Source organism: Azospirillum sp. NS33 (assembly GCF_059703765.1).
In genome coordinates this window covers 124,700-138,541 of record NZ_BAAKJB010000008.1, presented here as the reverse complement: position 1 = coordinate 138,541, position 13,842 = coordinate 124,700, and the positions used below count along the sequence as shown (strand labels likewise).

The 13,842-nt window shown below is 73.5% G+C and carries 10 protein-coding genes; 7 read left to right on the top strand and 3 right to left on the bottom strand.

Annotated elements, in window-relative coordinates:
* The first annotated feature begins 38 nt into the window (after positions 1-38).
* On the top strand, positions 39-974 hold the full coding sequence (gene lpxC, locus AC6H2I_RS09845; RefSeq protein WP_497500438.1) for a UDP-3-O-acyl-N-acetylglucosamine deacetylase: 936 nt from the start codon (positions 39-41) through the stop codon (positions 972-974).
* A 244-nt stretch (positions 975-1,218) separates the two neighbouring features.
* Here lpxC and AC6H2I_RS09840 read toward each other — a convergent pair whose 3' ends face one another.
* Complete coding sequence (locus AC6H2I_RS09840) at positions 1,219-2,067, bottom strand: MurR/RpiR family transcriptional regulator (protein WP_497500437.1); 849 nt, start codon at positions 2,065-2,067, stop codon at positions 1,219-1,221.
* A 112-nt stretch (positions 2,068-2,179) separates the two neighbouring features.
* Here AC6H2I_RS09840 and AC6H2I_RS09835 point away from each other — a divergent pair, with 112 nt between their 5' ends.
* The 4 genes from AC6H2I_RS09835 to AC6H2I_RS09820 are packed head-to-tail and all read left to right on the top strand — an operon-like array spanning position 2,180 to position 6,285.
* Entirely contained in the window at positions 2,180-2,917 is a 738-nt protein-coding gene (locus tag AC6H2I_RS09835) for a 5-formyltetrahydrofolate cyclo-ligase (protein ID WP_497500436.1), read from the top strand.
* A gap of 59 nt (positions 2,918-2,976) precedes the next feature.
* The gene (locus AC6H2I_RS09830) at positions 2,977-3,948 is read left to right on the top strand and encodes an ABC transporter substrate-binding protein (RefSeq protein WP_497500435.1); all 972 of its coding nucleotides are present in this window, start codon (positions 2,977-2,979) and stop codon (positions 3,946-3,948) included.
* Positions 3,948-4,718, top strand: a complete 771-nt coding sequence (locus AC6H2I_RS09825; protein WP_497500434.1) for an ABC transporter ATP-binding protein — start codon at positions 3,948-3,950, stop codon at positions 4,716-4,718. The genes AC6H2I_RS09830 and AC6H2I_RS09825 overlap by 1 nt, the downstream gene beginning before the upstream one ends.
* Positions 4,708-6,285, top strand: coding sequence for an ABC transporter permease (locus tag AC6H2I_RS09820; protein WP_497500433.1), 1,578 nt, complete (start codon positions 4,708-4,710; stop codon positions 6,283-6,285). Before AC6H2I_RS09825 ends, AC6H2I_RS09820 begins: the two co-directional genes overlap by 11 nt.
* Positions 6,286-6,310: 25 nt before the next feature.
* Here AC6H2I_RS09820 and AC6H2I_RS09815 read toward each other — a convergent pair whose 3' ends face one another.
* Positions 6,311-7,186, bottom strand: coding sequence for an EF-hand domain-containing protein (locus AC6H2I_RS09815; protein WP_497500432.1), 876 nt, complete (start codon positions 7,184-7,186; stop codon positions 6,311-6,313).
* A gap of 98 nt (positions 7,187-7,284) precedes the next feature.
* Positions 7,285-11,166, bottom strand: coding sequence for an ATP-binding protein (locus tag AC6H2I_RS09810; RefSeq protein WP_497500431.1), 3,882 nt, complete (start codon positions 11,164-11,166; stop codon positions 7,285-7,287).
* 179 nt (positions 11,167-11,345) lie between these two features.
* Here AC6H2I_RS09810 and AC6H2I_RS09805 point away from each other — a divergent pair, with 179 nt between their 5' ends.
* Positions 11,346-12,164, top strand: a complete 819-nt coding sequence (locus tag AC6H2I_RS09805; protein WP_497500430.1) for an outer membrane protein assembly factor BamD — start codon at positions 11,346-11,348, stop codon at positions 12,162-12,164.
* Positions 12,131-13,840 carry a DNA repair protein RecN gene (gene recN / locus AC6H2I_RS09800; RefSeq protein WP_497500429.1) on the top strand — a complete coding sequence of 570 codons (1,710 nt, stop codon included), beginning with the start codon at positions 12,131-12,133 and terminating at the stop codon, positions 13,838-13,840. Before AC6H2I_RS09805 ends, recN begins: the two co-directional genes overlap by 34 nt.
* Positions 13,841-13,842: the final 2 nt, after the last annotated feature.

The following is a 13,842-nucleotide window of genomic DNA, read 5'->3' as shown; positions in this document are numbered from 1 at the left end:
GCCGACCGTCGGACCAAAGAATAAGCAGGGAAAGAGTCGTGACCCATATCCGCGCCACGTCGAACGGACTGTTCCAGAACACGCTGCGGAGCGCCATTCACACCAGCGGCGTCGGCCTTCATTCCGGTTCGACCGTGTCCCTGAGCATCGCCCCGGCCGAGGCCGACAGCGGCATCGTCTTCGTGCGCACCGACAAGCGCGGCGCCGCCGCCGAGATCCGGGCGGAATGGGATGCCGTCGCCGACAGCCGCCTGTGCACGGTGATCGCCAACGCCGAACGCACCACCGTCGGAACCATCGAGCATCTGATGGCGGCCCTGGCCGGCTGCGGCATCGACAACGCGGTGGTGCGCCTGGACGCCGGCGAGGTGCCCATCATGGACGGCAGCGCCGCCCCCTTCGTGGCGATGATCGAGCGCGCCGGGCGCCTAGAGCAGGACGCCCCCCGCCGCGCCATCCGCGTGCTGAAGCCGGTTCACGTGACCGACGGAGTCAAGGCCGTCAGCCTGCTGCCCGGCGAGGGCACGCGCTACAGCTTCGAGATCGACTTCGACAACGCGGTGGTGGCCCGCCAGAGCGCCAGCTTCGACATGGTGCCCGGCGCCTTCGGCCAGGACATCGCGCGGGCCCGCACCTTCGGCTTCCTGCACGAGGTCGACGCCATGCGCCGCGCCGGCCTGGCGCTGGGCGGCTCGCTGGAGAACGCCATCGTCATCGACCGCGACCGCGTCCTCAACGAGGACGGCCTGCGCTTCGAGGACGAGTTCGTGCGCCACAAGATCCTCGACGCGGTGGGCGACCTTTCCCTGGCCGGGGCGCCGCTGCTGGGCCATTTCCACGGCTGCCGCTCCAGCCACGCGCTGAACAACAGGCTTCTGCACGCCCTCTTCGCCGACCGCGGCGCCTGGTGCTGGGACAGCCCCGCCGGCTCGCTGCGCGGCTGGGCGGAGCAGCCGGAACGCGCGGTGGCCTGACGCCACCGCCGCCCCCTTCCTCCCTGAACTCAGACCCGCCCTCCCCCACCCGTGGGGAGGGCGATTTGCTGCCTGCCACGCCCCGCCAGCCCTCCGGCCCGCCGTCGGATCACCCGCTCGGATCACCCCCCATGATGCGGCCCCAGCGGTCGCGCTTGCGGCGACCGTCCCCGCTTCACGGCGCTCTCCGGGCGTCGCATCGCCGACGCCGCGTGGCAGGTCGGCCTGGTCCCGGCCGCGTCCCCTACTCCATCACGTCCAGTTCCTCGTTGATCTCGTCGACGATGCCGAAGCGCTGGATCGCCGGGTCGCCGGCCAGGCCGACATAGGCGATGGCCAGCAGGCGCAGCACGCTGGCCATGGTGGTGTGGGACGACACCCGGCCGTAGCTGGCGACGTGGCAGGGCAGGACGATGTCCGAGAAGCGCTGGGCGCGCGCCACATACTCCTGGTCGGTCAGGGTGATGACCCGCATCCGGGTGGTGCGGGCGTAGCCGACGATGGAGCGCAGCACCCGCGGCCGCGGGTCGAGGGTCAACACCACCAGGGCGTCGCGCGGTCCGGTCATCGCCAGATCCTCCGCCCAGGCGCCGCCGGCGCCGCCGATCTGCAGCACGTTGTGGCGCAGCCGGGCGAACAGCACCCGGGCGTAACGGGCCAGCCCCTCCTCCATGCCGAAGCCCAGGACGAACACCCGCGGCGCCTCGACCACCAGCTTGGCGGCGTCGGTCAGGCGGTCGGAGCGCATCTCCTCGAAGGTGCGCGTCAGGTTGAGGATCTCCAGGTCCAGGTGGTCGCCGATGGTGCGCCCGAGCACCACCCGGTCGGAGGCCGCGGCCGAGTAGCTGTAGGGTTGGGTGCGCTTGCGCTCCTCCCCGGCCTGCAGCTTGACCTCGTCGAAATCGGCGTAGCCGAGGGTGCGGAAGAAGCGCGCCGCCGTCGCCTTGGACACGCCGGCCAGCTTCGCCAGGTCGGTCGCCGTGTGGGTCTCGACGATCCCCGGATTCTCCAGGATGACCCGGCCCAGCTTCTGTTCGCTGCCGGTCAGGCGCGCCATGCGCTCCTGGATGCGCAGCATCAGGCGTGCGGCCATGCCGCCCCCATGGCGCGCCGCCGAGAAACGGTTTGCATTCGTGAAATCCCTGTTTCATAATCTTGAAACGCTGAAACACCCTGACCCACATCACCAGCGGAGGCGGCTTCCCGTGTCGACATCGCGCATCATCCGGCAGCGAATATGGTCGAAGCTCGGCGAGGTGGCCAGACCGGACACCCGGTTCCACATGAACTTCGCCGAGGTCATCCCCGACTTCACCGGCTCGGAGCGGGCGACCGACCGGGTGGCGGGGCTGGATGTCTATCGTGCCAGCCGCTTCGCCTTCATCACACCCGACAACTGCCTGGTCGACCTGCGCCGCCGCATGATCGAGGAGGGCCGGCCCTTCGTCATGTCGACCTACGGCATCTACCGCGGCTTCCTGCTGATGGAGCCGGGCATGGTGCCCGAGGGTGCGGCGCTCTACGCCGCCTGGCTCGACGGGATGGAGCATTTCGCCCGGCCGATCACGCTGGCCGAGATCGCCGCGCGCGGCCGGTTCGACCTGATGGTCACCGGGGCGTCCGCCGTGTCTATGGACGGCGTTCGCTTCGGCAAGGGGCACGGCTTCTTCGACCTGGAATGGGGCATGTTCACCGACACCGGCCTGGCCGACGAGAACACGCCGGTGGTCGCCGTGGTGCACGACTGCCAGGTGGTCGAGGACAAGCTCCATCCCAGCGCCACCGACATCCTGGTGGACACCATCGCCACCCCCGGCCGGCTCCACGTCGTCGACCGGCGCGCCAAGCGTCCGCGCGGCGTGAAGTGGGAGCTGGTGGACCCCGACCAGATCGCCGCCACGCCGCCGCTGCAGGAGCTGCGCCGCCTGCAGGGCCTCCGCTGATCGCCGAGCGCGCCCCGACGCCGGCCGCCTCCCCGTCCCCCTCCGCGATGGAGCCCGCCATGAACATCACCCCGTCCCGCCGTCACGTGCTGGGCGCGATGGCCGCCGGCCTCGCCCTGCCCCTGCTGCCGCGGCGCGCCGGCGCCGCCACGCCGCTCGCCATGCAGGCGGCCTGGATCAACGACGCCGAGTTCTCCGGCTATTTCCTGGCCATGGACAAGGGCTGGTACGCCGCCGAGGGGCTCGACCTGACGTATCTGCCGGGCGGCCCCGACGTGATCCCGGAAGGCGCGATCATCGCCGGCAAGGCCGACCTGGCGCTGACCACCCCGGACACCACCATCAAGGCGATCGCCGAGCAGGGCGCCACCTTCAAGATCATCGGCGCCCAGTACCAGAAGAACCCCATCGGCATCGTCTCGCTGGCCACCAACCCGGTCCACGAGCCCAAGGACCTGGTGGGCAAGACCCTGGCCGTGCCGCCGGTCAACCTCATCTCGGTGGAGGCGATGCTGGCGCTGAACGGCATCGACCGCAGCGCCGTCACCATCGTCCCCTACGCCTACGACCCCACGCCGCTGCTGAAGGGGGAGATCGACGCCTCCCTCGACTTCACCACCAACGTCCCCTACACGATCCGGCAGCAGGGGGCGGAGCCCGTCTCGTTCCTGCTTTACGACCATGGCGTCACCATCTTCAACGACACCGTCGTGGTCACCGAGGCGACGCTGGCCGCCAAGCGCACGGAGCTGGTGGCCTGGCTGAGGGCCAGCCGCCGGGGCTGGGAGGAGGCCCTGACGGACCCCGCCGCCCATCCGCCCGCCTGGGCCGACACCTGGTTCAAGGGGACCGGGCGCAGCGTGGAGAACGAGATCTACTTCAACACCGCCCAGAAACCGCTGATCGAGACGCCCCACGGCATCTTCGCGATGACCGAGGACGCCATCGCCAAGACCATCGAGGCGCTGGGCCGGGTCGGCATCAAGGGCGACCGCGCCATGTTCGACACCACGCTGCTCGAGGAGCTGTGATGGCGACGCCCCAGGGCATTGCCCTGACGGGCGTCTCCAAAACCTTCGCCGGGCGCGGCACGACGGTGGAGGCGCTGAAGGAGGTGTCGCTGCACTGCCCGCCCGGCTCCTTCACGGCGCTGATCGGCCCGTCGGGGTGCGGCAAGTCGACCATCCTGCGCATCGCCCTGGGGCTGGAGGCCCACGACGCCGGGACGGTGGTGGTCGACGGCCGGCCGCCGGCCGAGGCCACCGCGGCCGGCGCCACCGGGGTGGCCTTCCAGGACGCCGCCCTGCTGCCCTGGCGCACCGTGGCACGCAACGTCGCCCTGCCCCTGGAGGTGCTGGGGCGCCGGCCCAGCGCCCACCGCGCGGCGGTGGCCGGGCTGATCCGCCTGGTCGGATTGGCGGGGTTCGAGAACGCCCTGCCGGGAGAGCTGTCGGGCGGCATGCGCCAGCGCGTCGCCATCGCCCGCGCCCTGGTGACGCAGCCGCGCGTCCTCTTCCTGGACGAGCCGTTCGGGGCGCTGGACCAAATCCTGCGCCGCCAGATGAACGTGGAGCTGCAGCGGATCTGGACCGAGGCGCGGTCCACCGCCCTGCTGGTGACCCACGGCATCGACGAGGCGGTGTTCCTGGCCGACCGGGTCGTCGTGATGCACAGCCGCCCCGGCCGCATCGCCGCCGTCGTCGAGGTGCCCTTCCCCCGGCCGCGCCGCACCGACCTGTTCGCCGACCCGGCCTTCCACCGCCTGGCCGACACGATCGCCGAGGCGCTCGATGCCGGCTGACGGTTGGACGAGGCGCCACCGCGGCGGGATCGCCGGCGCCCTTGCCGCGCTGGCGTGGGAGGTGGCGGGCCGCCTCGACCTGGTGGCCGGCGGCGCCCTGCCCGGCCCGACCGAGATCCTGGTGCGCCTGTGGGCCGACCGGGCCGACTATCCCGGCCACGTCACCGCCACCCTGGTGGGTTCGGGCGCCGGCTTCCTGGCCGGCAGCCTGCTGGGGGTGCTCGCCGGGGCGCTGTTCGCCCTGTCGCCGACCGCCCTGCGCCTCGCCCGCGGCGTCAACATCGCCGCCTTCGCCGTGCCCCCGATCGCCCTGGCGCCGATCCTCGTGCTGACCCTGTCGGGCATGGCGCCGCGCATCGTGCTGGCGGCGCTGGGCTGCTACTTCGTCACCATGAGCGCCACCGTGGTCGGGCTGACCCACTACGACGGGCGCGCCGCCGACGTGGTGCGGGCCTACGGCGGCGGGCGCTGGCAGGTGCTGTGGCGGGTGCAGGCGCGGGGCGCCGTGCCGTCTCTTCTCGGCGGGCTGCGGGTCGCCGCCCCCAACGCCGTGCTGGGGGCGATCCTGGCGGAGTTCGGCGGCGGCGGACGGTGGGGGCTCGGCGCCTATCTCCTGGGCTCGCTGGGGCGCGGCGAGCCGGCGCGGATCTGGGGCATCGGCCTGGTGGCGACGGCCATCGCCGGCCTCGGCTACCTCCTGTTCGCCCTGGCGTCGGCCCGCCTGATCGGCGCCAGCCGGGCGGTCGCCCTGTCCACGGCCGCTCCCGGCCCCGCGGCGCCGGCGGCGGGCGGAGGCGGGCGGCGGGTCCTGCTGGCGCTCGCCGCGGCGGCGCTGCCCTTCGCCCTGTGGTGGGCGCTGCTGCGGCTGGCCGGCGTGCCCGCGCTGATCGCCAAGACGCCCTACGGGGTGGTCGAGTACCTGTTCCTGTCGCCCGGGGCCGCGGCGGCGCAACAGCGCCTGCTGGCGGCGCTGGCGGAGTCCCTGCCGATCACCGCGCTGGGCATGGCCGCCGGGCTGGCGGCCGCCTTCGCGCTCGCCGTCTCGTCGCGCCTGTCACCCGCCTTCGCCCGGGCCTTCCTGCCGGTGGCGCTGGTCACCCAGACCATGCCGCTGGTGGCGCTGACCCCGCTGCTCGTGCTGCTGCTGGGCCGTGGCCCGTCGGTGACCGTGTGGATCACCGTCTCCGTCACCTTCTTCCCGGCCTATGTGATGATCGCCCAGGGGTTGGCGCTGATCCCGCGCGCCGCCCTCGACCTGCCCCGGGCCTATGGCGCGTCGCCGTGGGGCGAGATGCGCTTCGTCGCCATCCCCGCGTCGCTGCCCTACGTCTTCGCCGCGGCCCGGCTGACCGTGCCGCGGGCGCTGCTGGGGGTGATGATCGCCGAATGGCTGGCCACCGGCACCGGGCTCGGCAACCTGCTCAACCGCTCCCGCGGCACGCTCGACTACGGCATGATCTGGACGGTCGCGGCGGTCAGCGTCCTGGTGTCCGTCGCCGTCCATCAGGCGGTGGTCGTGGTGGAACGCCGCACCCTCGGCCGGCTGGGCATGCGGACGGCGGAATGATCGGCCGGCAGGGGGGCCGGCGACACTACGCCGCCACCTCGTTCACCATCTGCAAAAGGCTGCCGAGCGTGCCGCTGCCAAGCCGGCTCGACAGGCCGGCGACCGCCGAGGATTGGGCCGCGGTCTGCGCCGACTCCGCCTGGCCGGCCATCCGCTCGGCGTACGACACGACCCCGTCCTCGTTGGTGTCCAGCGGGTCGTAGCTCGCCGTGTCCTCGGTGCTTCCTGCCGCGCCCGCGGGCGGCGGCGGCGCGGCCGCGGCCTCCAGGCCGGACGCCAGCTCCTCCTCGCTCAGCGTGCCGTCCTCGTCGCCGTCCAGGTCGGCCAGCAGCGCCGCCGCTTCGTCCGCGACGTCCGCGCCGCTGACAGCCGTGGAGAGGGACGCCGTGGAGAGGGACGCCGCCAGTTCGTCGGCGGAGACCGCCCCGTCGCCGTCGCCGTCCAGCGTGTCGAACAGCGCGGCGGCGGCCTCTCCGGCCTCGTCGGTCGCCTCACCGGCCGCGGCGGCGGTTGGTGGCGGCGGCGGCGGCGGGGCGGCCTGCCCCAGCGCCGACGCCAGCTCGTCCGCGCTCAACGCCCCGTCGCCGTCACCGTCCAGTGCGGTGAACGGGTCGTCGGCGGAGCCCGTGGCGGAGGTCCATTCCTCCTGCGCGGCCAGCAACGCCGACGCGTTGGACGGGGCGAACTGGCTCGCGAAGGAGGTGAACTCGGCGACCCCGACCTTGCCGTTGCCGTCGCCGTCGAGGGCCGCGACCAGCTCGGCGGCGCGGGTCGCCGCAGCGTCGGTGGTGTCGTCGGACGCCTTGCTGGCCTTGCTGGCCGTGGCACCGTCGCTCCGGGCGAGCAGCGCCCGCAAGGCCGCTGCACCACCACCCTCATACCCACCGACGCTGCCGACCATGGCGTGTCCTCCCAGTCCCGGGCGGCGTCCACATGTCGCCGCTTCCTGACGCTGGTACGGATCGCCGGCCGGTTCCCCGTCGCGGAAATGTCGCCCCTCTACCGGCGCGGCGTGAGCTCCGCCGCCCGCGCCAGCGCGGTCATCAGCTCCTCCGGCCGGAACGGCTTGCGCAGGCGGTGGACCACCGCGGGGTGGACGCCGTCGGGCCACTCGGAATAGCCGGTCGCCAGCACCACCGGCAGCCCCGGCCGGCGCTCGGCCACCGCGGCGGCGAGCTGGACGCCGGTCATGCCCGGCATCACCTGGTCGGTCACCACCACGTCGACCGCCGTGCACGCGTCGAGCACGTCCAGCGCCTCGCGCGCCGAGCCGGCGCGCAGGGGGGCGTGCCCCAGCGTCTCCAGCACCGTGGCGATTCCCATCAGCACCAGCGGGTCGTCGTCGACGACCAGCACCGTGAGCGCGGCGCCCCCGGCGGCGGCCCCGGCGGCGGCATCAGCCGATTGCCCGGGTCGCGGCGCGGCGGCCGATGCGGTCCGGCCCACCGCCCCCGCCTCGGTCGCGGCCGGCAACAGGATCGACACCGAGGTCCCCTCGCCGGGGCCGCTGGTCAGCACGAAGCGGCCGCCGGACTGCTCGGCCAGTCCCTGGACCATCGACAGGCCAAGGCCGGTGCCCTTGCCGGTGCCCTTGGTGGTGAAGAACGGTTCGGTGGCGCGGCGCAAGGTCGTCTCGTCCATGCCGCTGCCGGTGTCGCGGACCGTCAGGCGGACGAACCCGTCGCCATCCGCCCCGGCGGCGATGGTGAGCGTGCCGCCCTCGGGCATGGCGTCGCGGGCGTTCACCGCCAGGTTGAGGATCGCCATTTCCAGCTGGTTGGCGTCCACCAGGGCGGGCGGCGTGCCCACCGGGAACCGCGTCTCGATCGCCACCTGGGGCCCGACGGAGCGGGTCAGCAGGTCGGCCATGCCGGACACCAGCTCCGGCAGGGAGACCGGCTCCGGCCGCAACTCCTGCTTGCGTGCGAAGGCCAGCATCCGCTGCGTCAGCGAGGCCCCGCGGTTGGCCGCCTGCACGGCGTTGTCGATCAGCGTCGGCAGGCGGTCGTCGCCGGGAGGCAGGCGCCGCTTGACGACCTCCAGGCTGGTCAGGATGGCCATCAGCAGGTTGTTGAAGTCATGGGCGACGCCGCCGGTCAGCCGGCCGATGCTCTCCATCTTCTGGAGCTGGACCACCTGGGCTGCCGCCTCCTCGACGCGCCGCTCAAGCCCGGCGTTGACGGCGCGCAGCTCCTCCTGCGCCGCCTTCAGGTCGTGGATGTCGGTGGCGGTGCCGTACCAGCACGCCACCCGGCCCTCGCCGTCCCGCCCCGCCACCGCGCGGCTCATGTGCCAGCGGTGGGTGCCGGCGGTCTGGGTGATGCGGTGCTCGATCTGGTAGGGCGCGCCGGTCGCCACGGCCCGCGCCCAGGCCGCCCTGGTCGCCGCACGGTCCTCGGGGTGGAGGGCAAGGTCCCAGGACCAGGTCCCGTCCTCCCCCTGGCAGAAGCCGCTGTAGGCGACGGCGCGCCCGTTGATGAAGTCGACGGCGCCCGTGGCGTCCGCCGTCCACACCAGGTGGGGCATGGCGTTGGCCAGGTCGCGCAGGCGGCGCTCGCTCGCCCGCACCGCCTCCGCCGCCTGGCGGCGGGCGCGGGAGAGGGCCAGGGTGGAATCGACGCCGGCGACCAGCTCGCGGGCCGAGAAGGGCTTGACCAGATAGTCGTCGGCGCCGGCGGCGCGCCCCTCGATGCTCTCGTCCTCGCCGGCACGGGCGGACAGGAGGATGATCGGCAGGTCGGCCAGCCCGGCGTCGCCGCGGATGGCCCGCACCAGCGCGAACCCGTCGAGACGCGGCATCATCACGTCGCTCAGCACCAGGTCGGGGCGGTCGGCCCGGATGGCCGCCAGCGCCGCCTCGCCGTCGGGCACGGCCTCGACCCGGTAGCGCCCCGCCAGCAGGTGGCGGACGTAGTCGCGCATGTCGGCGTTGTCGTCGGCCAGGAGGATGCGCGGCCGCTCTCCGTGCCACGCCGGCTGCGATTGGTCGACCGGGGCGAGGCCGGACAGCGGCGGCTCCGGCAGCCAGCGCAGCGCCTCCTCGACGAAGGCGTCGGCGCGGCCCGACGCCGCCACGGCGGTCTGCGCCTCCTCCACCCGGTCGGCGGGCAGGTGCGCAGTCCCGAAGGGAATGGACAGCGTGACGCTGGTGCCCTCGCCCACGGCGCTGGCGACGCCGATGGTGCCGCCATGCAGCCGCACCAGCTCCTGGGTCAGCGACAGGCCGATGCCGCTGCCCTCGTGGCTGCGCCCGGCGGCGTTCTCGACCCGGTGGAAGCGCTCGAACAGCCGCGGCAGCTCGTCGGCCGGGATGCCGGTGCCGGTGTCCCGCACGGTCAGCTCCGCCGCGCCTGCGGCGGCGCGCAGGCGGACCTCGATCCGCCCGTCCAAGGTGAACTTGAAGGCGTTCGACAGCAGGTTGAGGACGATCTTTTCCCAGCTGTCGCGGTCGACGTGGACCGGGCGCGGCAGCGGCGGGCAGTCGACCACCAGGGCGAGGCCGGCGCGCTGCGTCGCCGAGCGGAAATTGCTCGCCAGTTCCGCCGTCAGGACGGCCAGGTCGGTGGGCTGGAAGCGCGCCTGCACCCGTCCCGCCTCCAGGCGGGACACGTCGAGCAGGGCGTTCACCAGCCGCAGCAGGCGCCGCCCGTTGCGATGGACGATGCGCAGCCGCTCGACCTCGTCGGGCGGCAGGCGCTCGGCCGCGGCGAGGCTTTCCTCCAGCGGCCCCAGCATCAGCGTCAGCGGCGTGCGGAACTCGTGGCTGACGTTGGAGAAGAACGTGGTCTTGGCGCGGTCGATCTCGGCCAGCGCCTCGGCGCGGCGGCGCTCGCCCTCGTGGGCGTCGGCGTTGGCCAGGGCGGCGGCGATCTGCCCGGCCACCAGGCCGAGAAAGCGCCGGAAGTGATCGTCGAACAGGCGGAACGGGTTGAGGCCGACGATCAGGATGGCTTCGTGCCCGCCGTCGCCGGCCGCCGGCAACGGCAGCACCGCCGCGTGCTCGGGCGCCGTGGTCCAGGGGCCGCACGGGAAGGCGGTGGCGAAGCGCGCGCCGAGGCCGCTCACCAGCTCGGCCCGCCACCCGTCGCCCCGGCCGTCGCCCCGCCGGTCGCCGGCCGGCACCGGCCACGGCGCCCCCGGCCCCGGCACCATGCGCGCCGGCGCCGCGGGGTGACCGGCCTCCAGGCCGTGCGCCGCCGCCAGCGTCGCCGTGGTCTCCCCGGGCGCCACCAGGTACAGAAGGGCGAAGGGCAGGTCGCGGGCGTCGCTGGCCAGCGCCCCGGCCGCCCGCTCGCAGACGTCGCGGACGGTGCGCGCCTCGGCGGTGCGGGCCGCCAGTTCGCGCAGCAACGCCAGCTGGCGCTCGCCCATCACCCGCTGGGTGTCGTCGGTGTTGGCGCAGATGATGCCGCCGGGGGTGCCGTCGTCGTCGGGAATCGGGCTGTAGGAAAAGGTGTAGTAGGTCTCCTCCGGGTAGCCGTTGCGCTCCATGATCAGGAGCTGGCCCTCGACGTAGGTGCCCTCGACGCCGGTCATCGCCTGGGACAGCATGGGCGCGATGTCGTGCCAGATCTCGCGCCACACCACGGCGGTCGGACGGCCCAGGCCCTGCGGGTGCTTGCCGCCGATGATCGCCTTGTAGGGGTCGTTGTAGAAGAAGATCAGCTGGGGACCCCAGCCGATCCAGATGGGCTGGCGCGAGGTCAGCATGATCCGGATCGCGGTCTTCAGGCTCTGCGGCCAGGAGCCCGGCCGGCCCAGCGGCGTCGCCTCCCAGTCGAACGCCCGCATCCGGTCGCCCATCTCGCCGCCACCGGCCAGGAACGCGGGCGTGGGGTCGCCCAACCGCACCGAACCGTGCGCTTCGCCGTCCACGTCCATCGGGAGTCCCTGAGCAGCCGTTCCGCGAAGGCTAGCCTGCCCCGATATCCTTGCCCATCGGAACAAAGGCCTTCGACCGGAAGGCGTAGGCCCTCGACCGTCCCGGCGCATCCTTCCTTGTGGCGGCCCCTTGGCGCCGTGCTATATAGGGGCCAACTTTCTCGAGCCTCATGAGACCGATGCGCGTTCCTTCCTTCCGCACGCCGCACGCGGCGCTTCTGGTGGCGCTGGCGCTTGCCGCGTGTTCCAGCACCCCCGACGAGCCGGAATACGTCGAGCGCCCGGCCGATACCATCTTCGGCGAGGCCGAGGCCGCCATGAAGGACGGCCGCTACTCCACGGCGGCCCAGCTGTTCGACGAGGTCGAGCGCCAGCACCCCTATTCGACCTGGGCCACCAGGGCGCAGCTGCGCGCCGCGTACGCCCATTACGAGGACCTGAAGTACGACGACGCCATCCTGGCCGCCGACCGCTTCATCCAGCTCCACCCCGGCAACCCCGACGTCGCCTACGCCTACTATCTGCGCGCCGTCAGCTACTACGAGCAGATCACCGACGTGCGCCGCGACCAGCGGATGACGCGCCAGGCCCTGAACGCCCTGTCGGAGGTGGTGCGCCGCTTCCCCGGCACGGACTACGCCCGGGACGCGCGGCTGAAGATCGACCTCACCGCCGACCACCTCGCCGGCAAGGAGATGGAGGTGGGCCGCTTCTACCTGAACCAGGGCCAGTGCACCGCCGCCATCGGCCGCTTCCGCACGGTGGTGGAGCAGTACCAGACGACGTCCCACGTGCCCGAGGCGCTGCATCGTCTCGTCGAGTGCTATCTCGCCCTCGGCGTGGTCGACGAGGCGAAGACCGCAGCCGCCGTGCTGGGCCACAACTTCCCCGGCAGCGAATGGTATCTCGACAGCTACGCGCTTCTGGTCGACGCGAACGTCCGCCCGGAGAGGAACGAGAAATCGTGGATCAGCAAAGCCTGGAACTCCCTGTTCTAGGCCGCTCGACGCTCGTCGCCCTGACGATCCGGGACGTCGTCCTGATCGAGCGGCTGGTGCTGCCGCTGCGCTCCGGCCTGGGCGTGCTGACCGGCGAGACCGGGGCCGGCAAATCCATCCTGCTGGATGCGCTGGGGCTGGCGCTCGGCGCGCGCGCCGATTCCGGCCTGGTCCGCCGCGGCGCCGACCAGGCGGCGGTCACCGCGGAGTTCGACCTGTCCGGCGACCACCCGGCGCTGGCGGTCCTGCGCGAGCAGGGGCTGGACGCCGAGGACCGTCTGGTGGTGCGGCGCACCGTCAGCGCCGACGGGCGCAGCCGCGCCTGGGTCAACGACCAGGCGGTGGGCGTCGCCCTGCTGCGACGCCTGGGCGAGGAGCTGGTGGAGGTGCACGGCCAGTTCGACACCCACGGCCTGCTCAACCCGCAGACCCATCGCGGCCTGCTCGACGCCTACGCCGGGCTGGACGCGCGGGCCGCCCAGGTGGCGGCCGCCCACCGGGCGTGGCGCCGGGTGGAGGAGTCGCGGGCCGCGGCGGCCGCCGACATCGCCCGGGCGCGCGCCGAGGAGGAGTACCTGCGCCACGCCGTGGCCGAGCTGGACGCGCTGGCCCCCAGGCCCGGCGAGGAGGCGGACCTGGCCGAGACCCGGGCCGTGCTGATGCACCGGGAGAAGGTGGTCGAGGCGATGAACCAGGCCTTCGCCGAGCTGTCCGGCGAACGCGGCGCGGAGCGCCTGCTGGCCAGCGCCGCCCGCACCCTGGCGCGGGTCGCCGACAAGGCCGGCGGTCGCCTCGACCCGGTGGTCGCGGCACTCGACCGCGCGGCGGCCGAGGCGGAGGAGGCGTCGGCCGCCCTGCAATCGGCCTCGGCCGACGTGGACATGGACCCGGCCGCCCTGGAAAAGATGGAGGAGCGGCTGTTCGCCCTGCGCGCCGCCGCGCGCAAGCACGGGGTGGAGGTGGACGGGCTGGCGGCGCTGCGCGACGATTTCGCCCGCCGCCTCCTGCTGATCGAGGACCAGGGCGACCTGCTCGCCCGACTGGCGCGCGAGGCGGAGACGGCGCGCGCCGCCTACGCCAAGGCGGCCGGGACGCTGAGCGGGGAGCGCGCCAAGGCGGCCGGCCGGCTCGACGCCGCGGTGGCGGTGGAGCTGGCGCCGCTGAAGATGGACAAGGCCCGGTTCCACACCCTGGTCGACCCGCTGGACGAGGCCGACTGGGGACCGGGCGGGGTCGACCGGGTGGCCTTCCAGGTCGCCACCAATCCCGGCGCACCGCCCGGCCCCATCAACAAGATCGCATCGGGCGGCGAACTCGCCCGCTTCATGCTGGCGCTCAAGGTGGTGCTGGCCCAGACCGGCACCGTCGGCACCCTGGTGTTCGACGAGGTCGACACCGGCATCGGCGGCGCCGTCGCCGCCGCGGTGGGCGAGCGCCTGGCCCGGCTCGGCCAGGCGCTCCAGGTCCTGGTGGTAACCCACAGCCCCCAGGTGGCGGCGCGCGGCGCCGTCCATCTGAAGGTGCAGAAGGCGGTCAAGGGCGAGCACGTCACCACCAGCGTCGCCGTGCTGGACGGCGAGGAGCGGCGGGAGGAGATCGCCCGCATGCTGTCCGGCGCCACCGTCACCGCCGAGGCCCGCGCGGCGGCCGAGAGCCTGATCGCCGGCCGCGCCTAGGC

Coding starts and splice junctions, on each gene's coding strand:
- AC6H2I_RS09840 (WP_497500437.1), bottom strand. CDS start 2,067: ATGGCCGCACGCCTGATGCTGCGCATCCAGGAGCGCATGGCGCGCCTG.
- AC6H2I_RS09830 (WP_497500435.1), top strand. CDS start 2,977: ATGAACATCACCCCGTCCCGCCGTCACGTGCTGGGCGCGATGGCCGCC.
- AC6H2I_RS09825 (WP_497500434.1), top strand. CDS start 3,948: ATGGCGACGCCCCAGGGCATTGCCCTGACGGGCGTCTCCAAAACCTTC.
- AC6H2I_RS09820 (WP_497500433.1), top strand. CDS start 4,708: ATGCCGGCTGACGGTTGGACGAGGCGCCACCGCGGCGGGATCGCCGGC.
- AC6H2I_RS09815 (WP_497500432.1), bottom strand. CDS start 7,186: ATGGTCGGCAGCGTCGGTGGGTATGAGGGTGGTGGTGCAGCGGCCTTG.
- AC6H2I_RS09810 (WP_497500431.1), bottom strand. CDS start 11,166: ATGGACGTGGACGGCGAAGCGCACGGTTCGGTGCGGTTGGGCGACCCC.
- AC6H2I_RS09805 (WP_497500430.1), top strand. CDS start 11,346: ATGCGCGTTCCTTCCTTCCGCACGCCGCACGCGGCGCTTCTGGTGGCG.